General features: G+C 68.9%; 18 protein-coding genes. 11 read left to right on the forward strand and 7 right to left on the reverse strand.

From position 1 onward, the window contains the following. Nucleotides 1-68: 68 nt before the first annotated feature. The 4 genes from ACWPN8_RS32090 to ACWPN8_RS32105 form a co-directional block, all read right to left on the reverse strand. On the reverse strand, nt 69-1,076 hold the full coding sequence (locus ACWPN8_RS32090) for a TRAP transporter substrate-binding protein (RefSeq protein ID WP_109448718.1): 1,008 nt from the start codon (nt 1,074-1,076) through the stop codon (nt 69-71). Nucleotides 1,077-1,155: 79 nt separating this feature from the next. After that, complete coding sequence (locus ACWPN8_RS32095) at nt 1,156-2,433, reverse strand: TRAP transporter large permease (RefSeq protein ID WP_492243739.1); 1,278 nt, start codon at nt 2,431-2,433, stop codon at nt 1,156-1,158. A 40-nt stretch (nt 2,434-2,473) separates the two neighbouring features. Next, nucleotides 2,474-3,067, reverse strand: coding sequence for a TRAP transporter small permease (locus ACWPN8_RS32100; protein ID WP_492243740.1), 594 nt, complete (start codon nt 3,065-3,067; stop codon nt 2,474-2,476). Next, nucleotides 3,064-3,726: a gluconokinase gene (locus ACWPN8_RS32105; protein ID WP_492243741.1), complete on the reverse strand. Its 663-nt coding sequence runs from the start codon at nt 3,724-3,726 to the stop codon at nt 3,064-3,066. Before ACWPN8_RS32105 ends, ACWPN8_RS32100 begins: the two co-directional genes overlap by 4 nt. A 370-nt stretch (nt 3,727-4,096) precedes the next feature. Here ACWPN8_RS32105 and gntR point away from each other — a divergent pair, with 370 nt between their 5' ends. The 7 genes from gntR to ACWPN8_RS32140 all read left to right on the forward strand — a co-directional run bounded on the left by gntR (nt 4,097) and on the right by ACWPN8_RS32140 (nt 13,538). Beyond that, nucleotides 4,097-5,161, forward strand: a complete 1,065-nt coding sequence (gntR, locus tag ACWPN8_RS32110; protein WP_492243742.1) for an HTH-type transcriptional regulator GntR — start codon at nt 4,097-4,099, stop codon at nt 5,159-5,161. A 119-nt stretch (nt 5,162-5,280) separates the two neighbouring features. Beyond that, nucleotides 5,281-6,768 carry a thymidine phosphorylase family protein gene (locus ACWPN8_RS32115; RefSeq protein WP_492243743.1) on the forward strand — a complete coding sequence of 496 codons (1,488 nt, stop codon included), beginning with the start codon at nt 5,281-5,283 and terminating at the stop codon, nt 6,766-6,768. A gap of 20 nt (nt 6,769-6,788) precedes the next feature. Further along, the gene (locus ACWPN8_RS32120) at nt 6,789-8,396 is read left to right on the forward strand and encodes an MBL fold metallo-hydrolase (RefSeq protein WP_492243744.1); all 1,608 of its coding nucleotides are present in this window, start codon (nt 6,789-6,791) and stop codon (nt 8,394-8,396) included. After that, nucleotides 8,393-9,511: an HlyD family secretion protein gene (locus tag ACWPN8_RS32125; protein WP_492243745.1), complete on the forward strand. Its 1,119-nt coding sequence runs from the start codon at nt 8,393-8,395 to the stop codon at nt 9,509-9,511. The genes ACWPN8_RS32120 and ACWPN8_RS32125 overlap by 4 nt, the downstream gene beginning before the upstream one ends. Before the next feature lie 105 nt (nt 9,512-9,616). Next, nucleotides 9,617-11,203: an ATP-binding cassette domain-containing protein gene (locus ACWPN8_RS32130; RefSeq protein WP_492243746.1), complete on the forward strand. Its 1,587-nt coding sequence runs from the start codon at nt 9,617-9,619 to the stop codon at nt 11,201-11,203. Nucleotides 11,204-11,387: 184 nt separating this feature from the next. Next, nucleotides 11,388-12,407 (forward strand): ABC transporter permease, encoded by a 1,020-nt coding sequence (locus tag ACWPN8_RS32135; protein ID WP_492243747.1) that lies wholly within the window; start codon nt 11,388-11,390, stop codon nt 12,405-12,407. Nucleotides 12,408-12,410: 3 nt separating this feature from the next. Further along, nucleotides 12,411-13,538, forward strand: coding sequence for an ABC transporter permease (locus ACWPN8_RS32140; RefSeq protein WP_492243748.1), 1,128 nt, complete (start codon nt 12,411-12,413; stop codon nt 13,536-13,538). A gap of 50 nt (nt 13,539-13,588) precedes the next feature. Here ACWPN8_RS32140 and pgmG read toward each other — a convergent pair whose 3' ends face one another. The 3 genes from pgmG to galU all read right to left on the reverse strand — a co-directional run bounded on the left by pgmG (nt 13,589) and on the right by galU (nt 17,432). Then, nucleotides 13,589-14,989, reverse strand: coding sequence for a phosphoglucomutase/phosphomannomutase PgmG (gene pgmG, locus ACWPN8_RS32145; protein ID WP_109448734.1), 1,401 nt, complete (start codon nt 14,987-14,989; stop codon nt 13,589-13,591). A 39-nt stretch (nt 14,990-15,028) separates the two neighbouring features. Next, nucleotides 15,029-16,360: a UDP-glucose dehydrogenase family protein gene (locus ACWPN8_RS32150; RefSeq protein WP_098735855.1), complete on the reverse strand. Its 1,332-nt coding sequence runs from the start codon at nt 16,358-16,360 to the stop codon at nt 15,029-15,031. A 202-nt stretch (nt 16,361-16,562) separates the two neighbouring features. After that, a complete protein-coding gene (galU, locus tag ACWPN8_RS32155; protein ID WP_109448739.1) occupies nt 16,563-17,432 on the reverse strand; it encodes a UTP--glucose-1-phosphate uridylyltransferase GalU in 870 nt (289 codons plus the stop codon). A gap of 402 nt (nt 17,433-17,834) precedes the next feature. On the opposite strand from galU, the gene ACWPN8_RS32160 reads away from it, so the two are divergent. The 4 genes from ACWPN8_RS32160 (at nt 17,835) to ACWPN8_RS32175 (ending at nt 21,095) form a co-directional block, all read left to right on the forward strand. After that, the gene (locus ACWPN8_RS32160) at nt 17,835-18,599 is read left to right on the forward strand and encodes an RluA family pseudouridine synthase (protein ID WP_492243749.1); all 765 of its coding nucleotides are present in this window, start codon (nt 17,835-17,837) and stop codon (nt 18,597-18,599) included. Nucleotides 18,600-18,692: 93 nt separating this feature from the next. After that, on the forward strand, nt 18,693-18,965 hold the full coding sequence (locus ACWPN8_RS32165; protein WP_109448741.1) for a GNAT family N-acetyltransferase: 273 nt from the start codon (nt 18,693-18,695) through the stop codon (nt 18,963-18,965). 160 nt (nt 18,966-19,125) lie between these two features. Beyond that, nucleotides 19,126-20,133 (forward strand): sodium-dependent bicarbonate transport family permease, encoded by a 1,008-nt coding sequence (locus ACWPN8_RS32170; protein WP_492243750.1) that lies wholly within the window; start codon nt 19,126-19,128, stop codon nt 20,131-20,133. A gap of 23 nt (nt 20,134-20,156) precedes the next feature. After that, entirely contained in the window at nt 20,157-21,095 is a 939-nt protein-coding gene (locus ACWPN8_RS32175) for a LysR substrate-binding domain-containing protein (RefSeq protein ID WP_492243751.1), read from the forward strand. Nucleotides 21,096-21,102: the final 7 nt, after the last annotated feature.

The following is a 21,102-nucleotide window of genomic DNA, read 5'->3' on the forward strand; positions in this document are numbered from 1 at the left end:
AAAAGAAAGGGGGCGGACCGGTTGATCCGGCCCGCCCCCGTCATCCTCGCAAACCCGCGTCGCCGCGCTTACTTGCGCGAGGCGGCGATGGCGCCCTGCAGGTCCTTCAGCACGTCGGCACCGCCGTCGGCGGCGTACTTGTCGAAGGCCGGCTTGACCATCTCGCGCATGCGCTCCAGCTCGGCCGGGCTCAGCTCGTTGATCTGCATGCCCTTTTCCTTCAGGTAGGCGATGCTCTGGGCCGAGGCCTCGCGGCTGTCCTTGCGCTCGAAATCGCGCGAGGCGACGGCGGCCTCGTTCAGGATCTTCTTCTCGTCGGCCGACAGGCCGTCATACCAGCGCTTGCTGGCCAGCATGATCCACGGGCTGTAGACGTGGCGGGAGATCGTCAGGTACTTCTGCACTTCATAGAACTTGGACGACTGGATGGTGGTGACCGGGTTCTCCTGGCCGTCGACCGTGCCGGTCTCCATCGCGGTGAACAGCTCGGAGAAGGCCAGCGGCACCGCGTTGGCGCCGAAGCGGTTGAACATGTCGATGTAGACCGGGTTCTGCATCACGCGCAGCTTGATGCCGCCCATGTCCTCCAGCTTGGTGATCGGCCGCTTGCTGTTGGTCAGGTTGCGGAAACCGTTCTCCCAATAGACCAGCCCGACCAAGCCCTTGTCGTTCAGCGACTTCAGCAGCTTCTCGCCGAACGGGCCGTCGAGGACGGCGTCGGCCTCCTTCTCGTTGTTGAACAGGAAGGGCAGGTCATAGACGCCGAAATCCTTGACGATTCCGACGAGGGTGGCGGTGGAGCCGACCATCATCTCCTGCGCGCCGCCGATCAGGGCGTTCTGCATCTGGATGTCGCTGCCCAGGCTGGCGTCGCCGAAGCCCTTGACCTTCAGCTTGCCGCCGCTGCGCTTGGACAGCTCCTCGGCGAAATACTTCACCGCGCGGCCCTGGTTGCTGCTTTCCGACAGGCCGTAGCCGAAGCGGATGATGCGGGTCTTCACGTCCTGCGCCGAGGCGGCGACCGGAGCCAGCAGGGCGGCGGCGATGCCGGTGGCGAGCAGCAGTTTGCGGAACATGGGGTCGATCTCCCTTGCCATCTGGTGATTGGCGTCTGGTGTTTGGTTGGTTTTGGGCTTGCTTGGTTTTGGGCAGGCGTCAGTGGAACATGTGCAGCGGGGCGGTGACGATCTCCGGCACGGCGATCAGCAGGCCCACCAGCACGATGTAGGTCAGCAGGAAGGGCCAGATGCCCTTGGTGGCGCTTTCCAGCGAGATGCGGGCGACGCCGCACACCACGTTCAGCACCGTGCAGACCGGCGGATGGATCAGGCCCAGCGTGCCGATCAGGACGAACATCACGCCGAAATAGGTCGGGTCGATGCCGGCCTTGATCGCCAGCGGGGTCAGCACCGGACCCAGCACCAGGATGGTCGGGGTCAGGTCCATCACCGTGCCGACGGCCAGCAGCAGGACGGCGATGGCCAGCATCAGCATCTTGGGATGGCCCATCAGCGGGGCCAGCAGCTCGGTCATCTGCTGCGGCAGGTCGGCCAGCGTCACCATGTAGGACGACACCAGGGCGGCGGCGCACAGGAACATGACGGTGCTGGTGGTGCGCGCCGCCTGGACCAGCAGCGGCACCAGCTGCGGCAGCGTCACCTGCCGGTAGACGAACAGCGCCACGAACAGCGAATAGACGGCGGCGACCACCGCGGCCTCGGTCGGCGTGAAGATGCCGCCGCGCAAGCCCCCGATGATGATGACCGGCAGGGCGAGCGCCCAGACGCCGTCGGCCAGCGCCTTCAGCCGCTCACGCCCGCTGGCCTTCGGCTGCAGCTTCACCGTCATGTCGCGGACGACGAACATCCAGGCGGCGATCAGCCCCAGCCCCATCAGCAGGCCGGGAACGATGCCGGCCATGAACAGCGAGCTGATCGAGGTGTTGGTGGTCACGCCGAAGATGATGAACGGCATGCTGGGCGGGATGATCGGGGCGATGATGCCGCCCGACGCGATCAGCCCGGCGGAGCGCGGCACCGGATAGCCGTGGTCGCGCATCATCGGGATCAGCAGCGTGGCGAGCGCCGCGGTGTCGGCGATGGCCGAGCCCGACAGGCTGGCCAGCATCACCGAGGCGCCGATGGTCACGAAGCCCAGGCCGCCCTTGATGTGGCCGACCAGGCTGACCGCCAGGTTGATGATGCGCTGGGAGATGCCGCCGGCGTTCATCAGCTCGCCGGCAAGGATGAAGAAGGGCACCGCCATCAGCGGGTAGTTGTCGGCGCCGCTCAGCATGTTCTGGGCGACCAGCTGGGCGTCGAAGAAGTCTAGGTGGACCATCAGCGCGACGCCGGTCAGCATCAGCGCGAAGGCGATGGGCATGCCGAGCAGCATGAAGCCGAACAGCGAGCCCAGGAAAATGGTGAGCGTCATGGCGGCGTCTCCGTCCGCAAAGGGTCTTCTGGGCTGGGCTTCAGCGCTTGGCGACGGCGGCGCCGGGATGGCTGCCGGGTGCCGCCGGATCCACAGGGGGCGCCACGGCCGGGCCGTGCGACTCCGGATGGTCCATCATCGTGTCGGGGTCGCCGGGGATGCGGGCGCCGGGCTGGTTGGTGACGATCCGCCACAGGTTCGCCAGCACGATCAGCGCCATGGCGATGGCCGGGAAGAAGCCGGCCGCGGCATAGAAGGCCATCGGGAAGCGCAGGACGGTGGAGAAGGTCTCCATGCCGATCAGCAGCTGGATCCAGCTGCCCTGCACGAACAGGTAGAGCGCGTACAGCATCATCAGGTGCGCGATCACGGCACAGGCGCGGCGCACCTTGAAGGGCAGGCGGGCCTGCAGGATCTCCAGCCCCAGATGCCTCTGGTGGCGCAGCGCCACGGTGGCGCCCAGAAACACCAGCCAGACGAACATCAGCCGCGCGATCTCCTCCGCCGCGACGAGGCCGCTGTTGAAGATGTAGCGCAGCACGACGTTGCCGAAGACGAGACCGACCATGACCGCCAGCATCGCCGCCATGATCCATTCGGTGATCCGCTCCAGCAGATCCGCAACGCTCTTCATGCGTTCCTCCCAGCGGCTGCGCCGCTCTGATTCCCAGCGGCTGAGCCGCTTTGATTCTCAGCGGCTGCGCCGCCTTGGTTCGATGTCCCGCCGGTGCCGGTCAGGCGGGCATAGGCATCGGCGACGATGGCCTCGGCCGGCAGCGTCACCTCATAGGACAGCACGGCTTCGTCGGCTGTCGGCATCTCCAGGTCGGCGAACTGGCTGTCGACCAGGGCGGTGGGCATGAAATGGGCGGTGCGCGCCCCCATGCGGGACGCAATCAGCGCCTTGTCGCCGTGCAGGTGCAGGAAGACCACCCGCTCGCAGTCGCCGCGCAGCCGGTCGCGGTAGCGCCGCTTCAGCGCCGAACAGGCGACGACCAGCCCGCGCTCCGCGCCATGCGCCTCGGCGATGAAGCCGGCCAGCGTGCCCAGCCAGCCGTCGCGGTCGGCGTCGGTCAGCGGGATGCCGGCCGACATCTTCTCGATGTTGGCGGGCGGGTGGTGGGCGTCGCCCTCGATGAACGCGTCGCCCAGCTTCGTGGCGAGGCTCTGGCCAACGCTGGACTTGCCGCAGCCGGCGACCCCCATCACCACGACGATCGGCGGCGCACCGCCCAACAGCTCGGGGGGAATGGTGTTCAGGCCGGGGGACGGCGCGATGGGGGGACCGTTCATGAGGCTCGTGTTCCCGAAGACCGGTGCGGCACCGCCCCCGCGATAGCGATCGCGGCGGCCCTCGCACCGACACAATGATGTTAGCGCTATCATCACCGGGTCAAAACGACGCTGCCAGCCTGCCGGCCGGAAATCGCGGGTGACGCCGGGATGAGGTGGCGATACTGTTAGCGCTAACCTTGACGGCCGTAAAGAGTTTTGTTTGAGTTGCGGACAAACTGATCGGGGATGGCCGCGGGTTGCAGGTTGAGCCCCCGGATGGGATGTCTGCGCATGGACCGCGGCCGTTGCCGAGTATGATACACACCGGTGACCAGCGAGCCCGCGCGACCTTCCGTCGCGCCGGCCGGAAACGGAAGGACGAAGCCCTGTGACGACCCGTGGCGGCGATGGGACGGCAACCCCGGCGGTCAAGACGCGCAAGCCGCGCTCCTCGCGCACCGGCCGGGCGACGATGGCGGACGTGGCGGAGCGGGTGGGCATCAGCGCCATCACCGTGTCGCGTGCCTTCAAGCGTCCCGAGCTGGTGATGCCGGAGCTGCGCCAGCGCATCCTCGACACCGCGCAGTCGATGGGCTACGTGCCGAATCAGGCCGCCAGCGCGCTGGCCTCGGCGCGGTCGATGACGGTGGCGGTGCTGATCCCGTCGATGACCAACATGGTCTTCGTCGAGACGCTCGCCGGCATCCACGACATGCTGCTGCCGCGCGGCTACCGCGCCCTGATCGGCGTCACCCACTATTCGCCGGAGGAGGAGGAGCGACTGATCCGCACCTATCTCCAGTTCCAGCCCGACGGCATCCTGCTGACCGGCACCGACCATACCCCGGTCGCCCGCACCTACCTGTCGGCGCTCGCCAGCCCGACCGTCCACATGATGGAGCTGCTGGACGACCCCGACAGCCTCAGCGTCGGCTGTTCGCAGGAGGAGGGCGGCCGGCTGATGACCACCCACCTGCTGGAACGCGGCTACCGCCGCATCGGCTTCGTCGCCGTGCAGCTCGACCCGCGCACGCTGGCCCGCCTCGACGGCTACCGCCACGCGCTGGAGGAGGCCGGTCTGTATGACGAAAGCCGCGTCTGGCGGCTGCCCGACCCGTCCTCCATCCATCTGGGTGCTGCGATGATCGACCGGCTGATGGCGGAGAACACCGACTGCGACGCCGTCTTCTTCTGCAACGACGATCTGGCCCAGGGCGCCCTGTTCCAATGCCGGCGCCGCGGCATCCGCGTGCCCGACCAGCTTGCCGTCGCCGGCTTCAACGATCTGCCGGCGTCGGCCTGGACGACGCCGACCCTGACCACCGTCGCCACGCCGCGCTACGCCATCGGCCGCCACGCCGCCGCCATGCTGCTCGACCTGATGGACGGCAAGGAGCCGCCGCAGCGGCGGCTCGACCTCGGCCTGACCTTCATCGCGCGGGAAAGCACGTGACAGAGCACAGCCCCTCCGCCCCGCCAATGATCCGGATCAACCGCAGGGCGTAAGGTGCGGCATGGCTGCCGCGCAGGCTCGGCGACGCTGGCCTGCCGGGCCGGGCGTAGACTGTGCGCATGCTGACGCTTCGACATCTGGCGATAGACACCGTCCGGGAGAACGTCGCCTTCCTCAACCGCCGCTGCACCCGGTACCATGTCGAGGATTTCCTCGGGCTGGGACGGGTGGAGGTGCGGAACGACGGCCGCTCCCTGCTGGCGGTGCTGAACGTCGTCGACGACCCCGCCATCGTCGCTCCCGACGAGATCGGCCTGTCCGACCCCGCCTTCGGCCAGCTCGGGCTGGCCGAGGGTTCCGCCGTCCATCTCGTGCCCCCGACCCCGCCGGAAAGCTTCGAGCTGGTGCGCGCCAAGGTCGGCGGTGCCGCGCTCAGCGACGAGCAGCTCGCTGCCATCATCCGCGACGTCACCGAGCAGCGTTATTCCAAGATCGAGATCGCCGCCTTCCTGATCGCCTGCGCCAGCTTCATGACGACGGCGGAGGTGCTGGGCCTGACCCGCGCCATGATCGCCGCCGGCACGCGGCTGCATTGGGAAGGTCTCGGCACGATTGCCGACAAGCACTGCATCGGCGGCATTCCCGGCAACCGCACCTCGATGATCGTCGTGCCCATCGTCGCCGCCCACGGCCTGCCGATCCCCAAGACCTCGTCGCGCGCCATTACCTCGCCCGCCGGCACCGCCGACACCATGGAGGTGCTGGCGAATGTCGACGTGCCGATGGAGCGCATGCAGGCCCTGGTGCGTGAGGCCAAGGGCTGTCTGGTCTGGGGCGGCCATGTCCGGCTGTCGCCGGCCGACGACATCCTGATCTCGGTCGAACGGCCGCTTGCCATCGACACCCGCGAACAGCTGGTCGCCTCGATCCTGTCGAAGAAGGTGGCGGCCGGCTCCACCCATCTGCTGATCGACATCCCCGTCGGCCCCAGCGCCAAGATCCGCAACGCCGGCGAGGCGGTGCGCCTGCGCAAGCTGTTCGAGCATGTCGGCGACCGGTTGGGCCTGACGCTGGAGGTGGCGATCACCGACGGCTCGCAGCCGGTCGGGCGCGGCATCGGCCCGGTGCTGGAGGCGCGCGACGTGATGGCCGTGCTGCGCAACGATCCCGCCGGTCCCGCCGACCTGAAGGAACGCGCCCTGCTGCTGGCCGGCCGCATCCTGGAATTCGACCCCGTGGTTCGCGGCGGCAGCGGCACCCGCCGGGCGCGCGAGCTGCTGGCGTCGGGCGCGGCACTCGCCGCCATGGAGCGCATCATCGAGATGCAAGGCCCGCCGCCCGCCGTGGCGACGCTGGGCTCGCTGGTGGCGGAGGTGGCTTCGCCCGCCGACGGCATCGTCTCGTCGCTCGACTGCTACCGCCTCGCCCGCATCGCCCGGCTGGCCGGCGCGCCGACCGACAAGGGGGCCGGCATCGACCTGCTGCGCAAGGTGGGCGAGCCGGTGCGCCGTGGCGAGCCGCTCTACCGCATCCACGCCAGCACCAACGCCGACTTCACCTTCGCCCAGGCCCATGCCGCAGAGAGCAGCGGGGTGGCAGTGGGGTGAGCATCTGAAGGAGCCGACCAATGTCCCTGTCGCTGACCTTCCATGGCGCCGCCGGAACGGTGACCGGCTCCTGCTTCCGCCTGTCGACGCCCGCGGGCGACGTGCTGATCGATTGCGGCATGTTCCAGGGCACCAAGACGATCCGGGAACTGAACTACCGCCCTTTCCCCTTCGATCCTGCGGCGATCAAGGCCGTCCTGCTGACCCACGCCCACATCGACCATTCCGGCCTGCTGCCGAAGCTGACGAAGCTGGGCTTCCGCGGCCGGATTTACGCCACCGGCGGCACGGTCGATCTGCTCGAGTACATGCTGCCCGACAGCGGCTACATCCAGGAGGGCGAGGTCGAGCGGCTCAACCGCCGCAACCGCCAGCGCGGCCGTCCGCCGGTCCAGGCAATCTACACCCAGGACGACGCCATCCGCAGCCTGCGCCGGCTCCGCCGTGTCGAGTACGACCGCTGGACCGACATCCTGCCCGGCCTGCGTGCCCGCTTCTGGCAGGCCGGCCACATCCTGGGCTCCGCCTCCATCGAGGTCGAAGTCTCAGACGGCCTTGGAAACGGCGCCGGCGACCCCACCCGCATCCTGTTCTCCGGCGACCTCGGCCCCGGCGGCAAGAGCTTCCACGCCGACGCCGACGGTCCGGAGCGGCCGGACTGGATGGTGCTGGAGACCACCTACGGCGACCGCGAGCGCACCGACCTCGACGAGGCCGGGCGGCAGGCGGTGCTGCGCGCCGAGGTGTCCACCGCCCTGGCGGCCGGCGGCGTCCTGCTGATCCCGGTCTTCGCGGTGGAGCGGACGCAGGAGCTGCTCTACGACCTCGACCGCCTGTTCGACAGCGGCCAGCTGCCGGCGGTGGACGTTTTCCTCGACTCCCCCCTCGCCGACGCGGTGACCGGCGTCTTCCGCCGCCATCTCGACGATCTGGAGACCGACGGCGACCCCTTCACCCGCGCCAATTTCCACCATGTCCGCGGCGTGCCCGACAGCCAGCGCCTCAACAGCATCGCCGGCGGCGCCATCGTCATGGCGGCCAGCGGCATGTGCGATGCCGGCCGCATCCGCCATCACCTGAAGAACCGGCTGTGGCGCCCGCAGGACACCGTGCTTCTGGTCGGCTACCAGGCCCCCGGCACGCTGGGCCGCCTGTTGCAGGAGGGCACGCCCCGCGTCCGCATCCATGGCGAGGAGATCGCGGTGAAAGCCAGGGTCCGCTCCATCGACGTCTATTCCGGCCATGCCGACCGCAGCGCCCTGCTGGACTGGGTGGCGGCCCGCCACGGCGTCGGCCACGGGCTGTTCCTGGTCCATGGCGAGGAGCCCGCCCGCGCCGCCATCCGCCAGGCCCTGCTCGACAAGGGCTGGTCGCCGGAACGCATCGCCCAGCCGGCACTGGACGACCGCGTCGATCTCGCCGCCCCGCGCCCGCTCGCCCCGGCCGACCGCCACCCCCGCCTCGCCCCCGCCGACCTCGCCGCCGGCCTCGACTGGCACAACCACTATGCCGAGGCGCTGCTGGCGCTCCGCCGCACGCTGGACGCCGCCCCCGACGATGCGGCGCGCGACCGCATCCTGGCCGGCGTGATGGGCGCGCTCGACACTGGGAAAGGAACCCGTCCATGACCCTGAAACGCCTCCTTGTGGCCGTGGTTCTGCTGGCGATCCTCGGCGCCGGGGCCGCCTATGGCTGGCGAGCGATGCAGGGCAACCGCCTGCCCGCCGGCTTCGCCTCCGGCAATGGCCGGATCGAGGCGAACGAGATCGACATCGCCACCAAATACGCCGCCCGCGTCCTGACCATCCCGGTCGAGGAGGGCGATCTGGTGGAGGCCGGCACCATCATCGCCACGCTCGACACCCGCGACCTCGAAGCGCAGCTCCGTTCCGCCGAGGCCCAGCTGCGCCAGACCCGCCGTGCCCGCGAGGAAGCCACCGCCCTGGTCGCCCAGCGCGTCAGCGAAGCCGATTTCGCCGCCAAGGAGATGGAACGGGCGCTGATCCTGTTCGGCAAGGGCCATGTCTCCGAACAGCGCGTCGATCAGGCCCGCAACAGCCGCCGCACCGCCGACGCAGCCCTGGAGGCCGCCAAGAGCCACCTCGCCAGCGCCGAGGAGGCCATCGCCGCCGCGGCCGGCGATGTCGACCGGCTGGCCGATCTGGTCGCCGACGGCGTGCTGAAGGCGCCGCGCAAGTCCCGCGTGCTCTACCGCCTGTCCGAACCCGGCGAGGTGCTGGCGGCCGGCGGCAAGGCGGCGACTCTGCTCGACCTGTCGAACGTCTACATGACTTTCTTCCTGCCGACCGACACGGCCGGCAACCTCGCTCTGGGCGCCGAGGCCCGCATCCTGCTGGACGCCGTTCCCGACACCGCGATTCCTGCCGCCGTGACCTTCGTCGCCCCGCGCGCCCAGTTCACGCCCAAGCAGGTGGAGACCAAGTCCGAACGCGACCGCATGATGTTCCGCGTCAAGGCCCGCGTGCCCGAAGCGCTGGTGACCCGGTACATCGAGCGGGTGAAGACCGGCCTGACCGGCATGGCCTATGTGAAGCTGGACGACAAGGCGGTCTGGCCCGACTGGCTGGAGTCGACCCTGACGCGCGAAGCAACCTCTTCCCCCGGGAATACTCCCTCTCCCCCCGGGGAGAGGGTCGGGGTGAGGGGGACGCACCGCGTGACTTCGCCGAAAATCAGTCACCCTCCGCCCCCCAATCCACCCCACGCTCCCCCCTCACCCTAACCCTCTCCCCACTTTCGGCGGACCGATGGTCCGCCTGTCGCGTCAGCGCAAACGAAGTTTGCGCGAGAGCGGGGGGAGAGGGGATATTCCCACAGGCGAAAGATCATGACCCCCGCCCCAGCCGTCTCGCTGTCGGGCGTGCGGCACCGCTATGGCGGGACGGTGGCGCTGGCGGACGCCTCGCTGGACATCGCTCCCGGCACCAGCGTCGCGGTCATCGGCCCGGACGGCGTCGGCAAATCGACCCTGCTCGGCCTGATCTCCACGGCGAAGAAGATCCAGCAGGGCAGCGTCCGTGTGCTGGGCACCGACGTTTCCGACCGCCATGGCCGCGCCGCCCTCCAGCCGCGCATCGCCTACATGCCGCAAGGGCTCGGCCGCAACCTCTACGCCGACCTCAGCGTCGCCGAGAATCTCCAGTTCTTCGGCCGCCTCTTCGGCCTCGACGCCGCCGAGCGCCGGCGCCGCATCGCCGACCTCTTGGAGTCCACTGGTCTCGCCCCCTTCCCCGACCGTCCGGCCGGCAAGCTGTCGGGCGGCATGAAACAGAAGCTCGGCCTGTGCTGCGCCCTGCTGCACGACCCCGACCTGCTGATCCTCGACGAGCCGACGACCGGCGTCGATCCGCTGTCCCGCCGGCAGTTCTGGGACCTGATCGCCCGCATCCGCGCCGGCCGCCCCGGCATGACCGTGCTGGTCGCCACCTCCTACATGGACGAGGCGGAGCGCTTCGACCAAGTCGTCATGATGAACGCCGGCCGCCTGCTCGCCCACGACACCCCGGCGGCGGTGAAGGCGCGCACCGGCGCCGCCGATCTGGAGGAGGCCTTCGTCGCCCTGCTGCCGGAGGACGCCAAACGCGGCCACCAGCGCCTGACCGTCCCGCCCCGCCCGCCCGAGCCGGCCGGCGCCGAACCCGCCATCGAGGCCATCGGCCTGACCCGCCGCTTCGGCGACTTCACCGCGGTGTCGGACATCAGCTTCCGCATCGGCCGCGGCGAGATCTTCGGCTTTTTGGGATCCAACGGCTGCGGCAAGACCACGACGATGAAGATGCTGACCGGCCTCTTGCCCGCCAGCGCCGGGGAGGCGCGGCTGTTCGGCCGGCCGGTGGACGCCACCGATCTGGAGAGCCGCCGCCGCGTCGGCTACATGGCGCAGGCCTTCTCGCTCTATGGCGAGTTGACGGTGCGCCAGAACCTCGACCTGCACGCCCGCCTGTTCGACCTGCCCGACGCCGACACCCGGCTGGCGGCACTGGTGGAGCGGTTCGGCCTGTCGCCCTACATCGAGGCGGTGGCCGACCGGCTGCCCTTGGGCGTGCGGCAGCGGCTGTCGCTGGCTGTCGCCATCCTGCATGAACCGGAGCTGCTGATCCTCGACGAGCCGACCTCCGGTGTCGATCCGGTGGCGCGCGACCAGTTCTGGCGCGACCTGATCGCCCTGTCGCGCGAGCAGGGGGTGACGATCTTCGTCTCCACCCACTTCATGAACGAGGCGGCGCGTTGCGACCGGGTGGCCTTCATGAACGCCGGCCGCGTCATCGCCGCCGGCCCGCCCGACGAGCTGCGCCGCCAGCAGCGAGCCGACAGCCTGGACGACGCCTTCATTGGGTTCATGGAGCAGGCGGAGGGCGCCCCCCCTCTCAACCATCCTATTCCCCCTCTCCCCCCGGGGAGAGGGTCGGGGTGAGGGGGATGCACAGCGAGGATTCTCGGGAAAGGGCCGTCGCGCCACCCCCTCACCCTAACCCTCTCCCCGGGGGGAGAGGGGATATTCCACCCGCCGCCTGCTCGCCTACGCCTGGCGTGAAACCCTCGAACTGCGCCGCGATCCCGTCCGCCTGACCGTCGCCCTGCTCGGCACGGTGCTGCTGATGCTGGTCTTCGGCTTCGGCATCACCATGGATGTCGAGAACCTGACCTTCGCCGTCCTCGACCACGACCGCTCGCCCGAAAGCCGCGCCTACATCGAGCAGTTCGACGGCTCCCGCAGCTTCCGCACCACCCCGCCGGCCGTGGACGCCCGCGACTTGGCACTCCGCCTTCAACGCGGCGAGGCATCGCTGACCATCGAGATCCCCGAAGGCTTCGGCCGCGATCTGCGCCGTGGCCGCATCCCGGAGGTGGCGGTGCGCATCGACGGCGCCATGCCCTTCCGGGCCGAGACCATCCAGGGCTACGTCGCCGGCCTGCACCAGCGCTTCATCCAGGATGCCGCCCTCGCTTCCGGCGTTACCCTGCCCGCCTCCCCCGCGACGCTGGAGATGCGTTACCGGTACAACCAAGCCTTCCGCAGCCTCGACGCCATGGTCCCCAGCACCATCGGCCTGCTGCTGGTCTTCATCCCCGCCATCCTCGCCGCCCTCGGCGTGGTGCGGGAAAAGGAACTGGGCTCGATCACCAACCTCTACGTCACCCCGGTGACCCGGCTGGAATTCCTGCTGGGCAAGCAGCTGCCCTATATCGGGCTGGCCGCCTTCAACCTGCTGCTGATGGTGGTCATGGCCATCACCCTGTTCGGCGTGCCGGTGAAGGGCAGCCTGACCGGGCTGTTGCTCGGCGGGCTGGTCTATGTGGTGGCGACGACAGCCTTGGGGCTGCTGATCTCCGTCTTCACCGCGACCCAGACGGCGGCGGTGTTCGGCACCGCCATCGTCACCATGCTGCCGGCCACCCAATTCTCCGGCATGCTGCAACCGGTCGCGACGCTGGAAGGCGGGGCGTGGCTGTTCGGCACGCTGTTCCCGACCACCCATTTCCTGAAAATTTCCGTCGGCGCCTTCACCAAGGGCCTCGCCCTGCCCGAGCTTCTCCCCTTCATCCTGGCGACCGCCGCCTTCATCCCGGTCTTCCTGGCGCTCGGCGTCGTCTTCCTGCCGAAACAGGAGCGCTGAGCCATGCGGCACTTCCTCCGCAACAGCCTGACACTGGCGCGCAAGGAGTGGATCAGTCTCCTGCGCGACGTCTTCATGCTGGGCTTCGTCGTCTATTCCTTCACTTTCTCCGTCTACAGCCAAGCGACCGGCATCTCGCACGAGCTGCGCAACGCCGCCATCGCCATCGTCGACGAGGACCGCTCGACCCTGTCGCAGCGTCTGGCCTCCAGCTTCCATGGGCCGGAGTTCCAGACCCCGGCGACGATCGGCCATGCCGACATCGACCCGGCGATGGATTCCGCCCGCTACACCTTCGTCCTCGACATCCCGCCCGATTTCCAGGCCGACGTGCTGGCCGGCCGCAGCCCGGCGATCCAGCTGCTGATCGACGCCACCGCGATGATGCAGGCCGGCATCGGCGCCGGCACCATCCAGGGCATCGTCGACGACGAGGTCGGCCGCTTCGTCCGCCACGAAGCGGACGGCAGCGCCGCCCCGGTCAGCCTGCAGGTCCGCGTCGCCTACAACGAGGCGCTGGATACGAAATGGTTCACCGGCACCATGTCGGTGGTCAGCAACGTCACCATGCTGGCGGTGCTGCTGGCCGGCGCCGCCCTGATCCGCGAGCGCGAACACGGCACGCTGGAGCATCTGCTGGTGATGCCGGTCCGCCCGGCCGAGATCATGGCCGCCAAGGTGCTGGCCAACGGTGCGGTGATCCTGGGTCTGACGCTGGTGGCGCTCTATGCCGTGCTGCGCGGCCTCTTGTCGGTGCCGCTGGCCGGATCGGTCCCGCTGTTTTTGGCCGGGACGGCGCTCTATTTGTTCTTCGCGACCGCGCTCGGCATCTTTCTCGGCACGGTGGCGCGCTCGATGCCGCAGCTGGGGCTGCTGTTCATCCTGATCGTGCTGCCGATGAACATGCTGTCCGGCGGCTTCACCCCGCTGGAAAGCGAGCCGGAATGGCTGCAACTGGCGATGCAGCTGTCACCCTCGACCCATTTCGTCGCCTTCGCCCAGGCGATCCTGTTCCGCGGCGCGGGCTTCGACGTGGTGTGGCCGCGCTTCGCCGCGACGGCCGGGATCGGTGCCCTGTTCTTCGCCTGGAGTTTGGCCCGGTTCCGGCGGCATCTGGCGAGTTTCAGATAAAACGAAGAAAGGCGCCGTCAGCCGACGGCGCCTTTCCCCAACCGCTCGGATCAGTGCGACCCGCCGCCCTCGAAGGACGGTGCCGCCAGCCCCGAAGCCACCAGCTGCTCGATCAGCGCGCCCTTCAGCCGCTCCAGCCCTTCCGTGCTGTAGGACTCGGCACGCGCCACCAGCACGTCCTGGGTGTTGGACGCGCGCAGCAGCCACCAGCCGTCGTCGGTCGTCACACGGACGCCGTCGATGTCGTTGACCTTGGCGCCCGACGCCTTGACGCGGCCCTTGACCTCCTCGACCACGGCGAACTTGCGTTCCTCGTCGATCTGGAAGCGGGTCTCCGGCGTGTTGACCATGTCCGGCAGCCCGTCGCGCAGGGCCGCCAGCGTGGTGTCCAGCTTGCTGACCAGCCCGGCCAGACGTACGCCGCAATAGAGCGCGTCGTCGAAGCCGTACCACTTGTCGGCGAAGAAGATGTGGCCCGACATCTCGCCGGCCAGCGGCGAGCCGGTCTCCGCCATCTTGGCCTTCAGCAGCGAGTGGCCGGTCTTCCACATCAGCGGGTTGCCGCCATGCTTGGCGATCTCGTCGAACAGGGCCTGGCTGGCCTTGACGTCGGCGATGATGGTGGCGCCCGGATGGCTCTTCAGCACGTCGGCGGCATAGAGTGCCACCAGCTGGTCGCCCCACACCACGCGGCCCTTGTGGTCGATGGCGCCGATGCGGTCGCCGTCGCCGTCGAAGCCGATGCCGATGTCGCAGCCATGCTCCGCCACCGCCTTCTTCAGGTCGACCAGATTGGCCTCGACCGTCGGGTCCGGGTGGTGGTTGGGGAAGTTGCCGTCGATGTCGTCGAACAGCAGGACATGCGTGCCCGGCAGCTTGGCGGTCAGGCGGCGCAGGATCTCGCCCGACGCGCCGTTGCCGGCGTCCCAGGCGATCTTCAGGTCGCGCGTGCCGTCATAGTCCTTCAGCAGGCGGGCGACATACTCGTCCTGGACGTCGATCTTCTCAGACGAGCCCTGGCCCTGCTCCCAGTCGGCCTTGGCCGCCATGGTGCCGAGTTCCAGGATCTGCTGGCCATAGACCGGACCCTTGCCCAGCATCATCTTGATGCCGTTGTAGTCCGGCGGGTTGTGCGAGCCGGTGATCATGATGCCGGCCGCCGCCTCGCGGTCGCGGGTGGCGAAATACAGCATCGGCGTGGGGCCGAGCCCGATGCGCAGGACATGCAGGCCGGTGGAAACCAGCCCCTCGACCAGCGCCTCCTCCAGTTCCGGCGAGGACAGACGGCCGTCATAGCCGACGCAGACCGTCTTGCCGCCCTTGCGCACCACCACGGTGCCGAAGGAGCGGCCGACCGCGCGGGCGTCCGCCGGGGTCAGCGTCTTGCCGACGATGCCGCGGATGTCGTACTCGCGCAGCACCGTGGGGTGGAAGGTATGGGCTTCGCTCATCGTCTCGTTAGTCCTCTGTTGGACGCCGTCTTTGGACCGTCAGCCACGGTCCATCCCGCCGGCCGGCGACGGCCGGCCGATGGAGGTATAGGTGAAGCCGGCCTTCGCCATGTCCTCGGGGTTGTAGATGTTGCGCAGGTCGATCATCACCGGCCGCTTCAGCATCGACTTGACCCGACGCAGGTCGAGCGCACGGAATTCGTTCCACTCCGTGAGAATAGCGACGCAATCGGCCCCTTCCAAGGTGCCGTACGCGTCCTTCGCCCATTCCACGCCGGGAAGCAGCTTTTCGGCCTCGTGCATCGCCGCCGGATCGAAGGCGCGCACATGGGCCCCCGCCGCCTGGAGCGCCGGGACGATGTCGAGCGACGGGCTGTCGCGCATGTCGTCGGTGTTCGGCTTGAAGGCGACACCCAGCACCGCGACGGTCTTGCCGTCCACCGACCCGCCGCAGGCGGCGATGATGCGCTCGGCCATCTGCTTCTTGCGCTTGTCGTTGATGTCGACGACCGTCTCGATGATGCGCAGCGGGCTGCCGACCTGCTGGGCGGTGCGCACCAGCGCCAGCGTGTCCTTCGGGAAGCACGACCCGCCGTAACCCGGACCGGGGTGCAGGAACTTCTTGCCGATGCGGCCGTCCAGCCCGATGCCGCGCGCCACGTCATGGACGTTGGCGCCGACCTTCTCGCAGAGATCGGCGATCTCGTTGATGAAGGTGATCTTGGCGGCCAGGAAGGTGTTGGCGGCGTATTTGGTCAGCTCCGCCGTCTCCAGCGAGGTCACCACGATCGGCGTCTCGATCAGGTAGAGCGGCCGGTAGAGCCGGCGCATCACCTCGCCCGCACGGTCCGAGGTGGCGCCGATGACGACGCGGTCCGGCCGCATGAAGTCGCCGATGGCCGAGCCTTCGCGCAGGAATTCCGGGTTGGAGGCGACGTCGAACTCGGCCTCGGGGCGGACGCGGCGGATGATCGCCTCGACCTCGCGGCCGGTGCCGACCGGGACCGTCGATTTCGTCACCACCACCGTGTAGTGGTCGAGATGCTGGGCGATCTCCTCGGCGGCGCCATAGACGTAGGACAGGTCGGCGTGGCCGTCGCCGCGGCGCGACGGGGTGCCGACCGCGATGAACACGGCGTCGACGCCCTGCATCGCCTCCTTCAAATCCAGGGTGAAGGACAGGCGGCCGGCGGCGACGTTGCGGGCGACGAGGTCGTCCAGGCCGGGCTCGTAGATCGGAATCTCGCCGTTCTTCAGCCGCTCGATCTTGCCGGCGTCCTTGTCGACGCAGGTGACGTGCACGCCGAATTCGGAAAAGCAGGCGCCGGAGACCAGGCCGACATAGCCCGTGCCGATCATCGCAATGCGCATCGCGTCCCCCTCATGTCCTTGAAAAAAGGAAAACCTGTATGTTTCGGGATGCCCTGGCGGATCTCCGCCGCGAGGCGTTCCTCACGGCCGGCCTTTTCGTTTCCGGCCGGCTCTTCTTGAAATGCAGTCCAAACGCATGCGCCCGCCCCCGTCCGGATCAGGGGACGGGGGCGGGCACCGCGTCAGGCGTGCTGCCCGTCGGTCAGCAATATTTACGCAGCATGGCACGCACCTTGTCGGCCATGTCCGGCCGGTTCAGCGCGTGGGCGAGCGTCGCCTCGATGAAGCCGACCTTGTCGCCGCAGTCGTAGCGGGTGCCTTCGAAGCGCAGGCCGTGGAACGGCTGGTTGCCGATCAGGTTGGCCATGGCGTCGGTCAGCTGGATTTCGTTGCCGGCGCCGCGCTGCTGCTTTTCCAGATGGTCGAAGATTTCCGGCTGCAGGATGTAGCGGCCGATGATCGACAGGGTCGACGGCGCGTCTTCCGGCTTCGGCTTCTCGACGAGGCCGCGGACGGTGGCCAGACGGCCGTCGTCCTTCTCGACGTCGAGGATGCCGTAGCTGCTGGTCTTTTCGCGCGGAACGTCGACGACGGCAACGACGTTGCCGCCGACCTCCTCGTACGCCTCGACCATCTGCTTCAGGCAGGGGGTCTTGCCCTGGACGAAGTCGTCGGGCAGCACGATGGCGAACGGGTCGTTGCCGATCAGGGCGCGGGCGCACCAGACGGCATGGCCGAGGCCCAGCGGAACCTGCTGGCGGGTGTAGAAGCAGCGGCCGGGCGCGATCTCGCTGTGGCGAACCTCTTCCAGCGCGTCGATCTTGCCGCGCTCTTCAAGCGTGCGGTTCAGTTCGGTGTCGGCATCGAAATGGTCTTCGATGGCACGCTTGGAGCGGCCGGTGACGAAAACGAAATCCTCGATGCCGGCGGCGCGCGCCTCTTCGACGGCGTGCTGCAGCAGGGGGCGGTCGACCAGCGGCAGCATCTCTTTCGGGATGGCCTTGGTGGCCGGCAGGAAGCGCGTGCCGAGACCGGCGACCGGGAACACCACCTTGCGCACGGGTTTCCGCATTGGACGTCTCTTGTGGTTGAGGCGAAGTCAAATCCATGGTTCCACGGCTGGACCCGACCGCAAGCGAAGCCTGCGGAAGCACGACCGTGGTTCCGGCTTTCTGCCACGCCTTCCGTCACTGCGCAACAAACCTTCCGAGACCGGGCAAAAGGCTAGTCCTAGAGGCCGAAATCAAATGAAAACCGGCTGAAACTCCTCAATCAAGCCGATCTTTATCCGTTACGTCCAGGCCGGCACCAAACCTTTCTCATAGGCTGGACCGCTTGAAAAAGCGACGGATTCCACCGGCGCGACACCGTGCCGCTGCCAGTACGGCGTCATGGCTTTACAAACGAACTTTCCGTATGACGTTTTGTTGCGAATACTTGCACGAAGGGGGCGTCCGCCCTCATGGTGCCGGCCATGATCCCCGACTCGCTTACCCCCACTCCCCCGACTCAGGACGAGCCCGCTCCCGGCTCGCTCACCGCGGACCAGCTGCGCGCCCGTGTGCTGCACCGGGACGAGCTGTGCTTCGTGATCGACAAGCCGGCCGGTCTGGCCGTCCACAAGGCCGGGCGCATCACCGACCATCTGGAACTCTACCTGCCCCATCTGGCGGAGCCGGACGGGGAAGCGCCGAAGCTCGCCCACCGGCTCGACCGCGACACCGCCGGCTGCCTGATCCTGGGCCGCACGCCCTGGGCGCTGAAGCGCCTGGGCCAGATGTTCGCCGCCGGCCATGTCGGGAAGACCTATTGGGCAGTGGCCGAGGGCATCCCGGAGGCCGGGACCGGCGTGATCGACCTGCCGCTGCTGAAACGGATCGAACCCAAGTCCGCCGCAGGGTTCGGCCGCTCCTCCTGGACGATCCTGCCCGACCCGGCCGGCCAGCCGGCGGTCACCGACTACCGGGTTCTCGGCACCGGCAACGGCCGCTCCTGGCTGGAGCTTCGCCCGCGCACCGGCCGCACCCACCAGATCCGCGTCCATTGCGCCGCCATCGGCTGCCCGCTGGTGGGCGAGCCCTTCTACGGTCCCGAGCGCCGGCCGTCCGGCAATCTGCATCTGCTGGCCCGCTCCGTCGCCTTCCGCATGGCCTTCGAGTACGCCCCCGTCAGCGCCGTCGCCCCGGCGCCGGAGCATATGCGGGACGCGCTGTCCGCCTGCGGCTGGCACGGCGAGTAAGACGCCGCCGCGAAAAAGCAGGAGCTTCCGGCGTCTTCGCCGCCTCCCATCTGTTGAAGGGAGCAGGCCCCCACAACCGATGGAGAGCAAGGCATGGGACAGGCGGTCACGGACAACCGCGCGATGAACCGGTTTGAACTGGCGGTCGGCACCCAGACGGTGTTCGCCAACTACCGCCGCAACGGCCAGACCCTGGTGATTTCCTATGTCGAGGCCCCGCCCTCGCTGCGCGGCACCGGGGCCGCCGGCCGCCTGATGGAAGGGGTGGTGGCGACCGCCCGCACCGAGGGGCTGAAGATCGTCCCGCTGTGCAGCTACGCCGCCCTGTGGATGCGGCGCAACCGGCAGGACGATCTGCTGGCCTGAGGCCCGCCGCCCTCCATTGAAGAAATCAATGGAAGCGCTGAAAACTATCAATTTCCCATGAGAACCATACCCCGTTAGCGTCCGTCCCATGGTTTTCCGCCACGGATTTCCACACTGCGGCAAGACCCGTGCAGACGATCGAAACGAGGGAAGATCCATCATGGACACGCTGCTGTCGGCACCGATTCTGTTCTTCGGCCTCGGTGCCGTCATCGCGCTTACCGGGGCGCGCATTCCGTTCCCGGAGGGCTTCGGCAAGGCGCTCGCCGCCTATCTGCTGGTCGCCATCGGCCTCAAGGGCGGCGTGGCGCTGGCGGGCGCCGATGTCGGCGCGGTGCTGCCGCTGCTGCTGACCGCCGGCCTGCTCAGCCTGCTGATGCCGGTCCTCGGCTTCGGGCTGCTGCGCTCGGCGGTCGGTCTGGATCAGGTCAATGCGGCCGCCATCGCCGCCCATTACGGCTCGGTCAGCCTCGTCACCTTCGTCACCGCCACCAAGCTGCTGGAAAGCCAGGGCGTCACCTTCGGCGGCCACATGGTCGCGGCACTGGCGATCATGGAGGGCCCGGCCATCGTCAGCGGCCTGCTGCTGGCGGGCGCCGCCGGCATGGTGTCCGGCGTGGCGGCGGGCGGCGGCGGCAGCCTGTCGGTGCCGCTCGGCGGCGGCCCGGTCCAGGGTGGCTCGATCAAGGGCGCCATCCGCGAGGCCGCCTTCAACGGCTCGGTCCTGCTGCTGGCCGGGTCGCTGCTGGTCGGGCTGGTGATCGGCAAGCCCGGCCTGCAAAGCCTGCACGGCCTGTTCATCGCGCCGTGGGACGGCGTGCTCTGCCTGTTCCTGCTGGAGATGGGCTATCTCGCCACCTCCCGGCTGCGGGAAGCGGTGTCGCTCAGCCCGCGGCTGATCGCCTTCGGCATCGTCATGCCGCTGGCCGGCGCCGGCATCGGCCTTGCCGCCGCCGCGTCCCTGGGGCTCGGTCTCGGCGACGCCGCCCTGCTGGTGACGCTGTGCGCCAGCGCCTCCTACATCGCGGTGCCGGCGGCGCTGCGCCATGCCCTGCCGGCGGCGGAGCCCGGCCTGTCGCTTCCGCTGTCGCTGGGCATCACATTTCCTTTCAACATCCTCGTCGGTATTCCACTCTACCTCGCAGTGAGCCGGGCGGTGCTGACCTGACCGGCCGAGCCGGAACCACCGCCATGCCGCCCTCCACGTTGCCCTCCCCTCCGCCTGCCATGCCCGCTCCGCTGCCGCCCTTCGACCTCGACCTGCTGCGCAGCTTCGTGACCATCGTGGACAGCGGCGGCTTCACCCGGGCGGCGGAGCGGCTGGGCCGCACCCAGTCCACCATCAGCCTGCAGATCAAGCGGCTGGAGGACGGGCTGGGCAAGCGGCTGTTCCTGCGCGAGGGCCGCGGCCTGGACCTGACCCCCGACGGCGAAATCCTGCTGACCTACGCCCGCCGCCTGCTGGGCATGGCGGGCGAGGCCTGCGCCCTGCTGATGGAACCGGAGGTCGGCGGCGTGGTGCGGCTCGGCACACCGGAGGATTTCGCCACCGCCCATCTGCCCGACGTGCTGTGGCGCTTCTCCCGCGCCCATCCCCAGGTGGCGCTGGAGGTGCAGTGCGACTTCACCGTCAACCTGCTCGACCGTTTCGCCCGCGGCGAATACGACCTCGTGCTGTGCAAGCGGGAGCCGCAGGGTCCGGCCGGCGGCGTCCGGGTCTGGCGCGAGCCGCTGTTCTGGGTGGCGTCGGACCGGCTGATCCTCGACGCGGGCGCCCCGGTCCCGCTGGTCCTGGCCCCGGCGCCGGACATCCACCGCAAGCGCGCCATCGACGCGCTGGACGCCCACGGCCGCCCCTGGCGCATGGCCTACACCAGCCCCAGCCTCGCCGGCATCAAGGCCGCGGTGACCGCCGGGCTGGGCGTCACCATCCTGCCGAAGGACATGCTGGCCCCCGGCTTCCACATCGTGAACGCCGAACACGGCCTGCCCGACCTGCCCGACATCGAAACCGCCCTCTACCGCCAGCCCGGCCCGCTGCCCAAGGCGGTGGACCTGCTGGCCGAGCACATCGTCCGCTCGCTGGAGAGGACGGCCGAAAGGACGGCGGACAGAACGGCGGCGGGGTGAGGGGCTC

The sequence above is a fragment of the Azospirillum sp. UENF 112521 genome, from assembly GCF_058780665.1.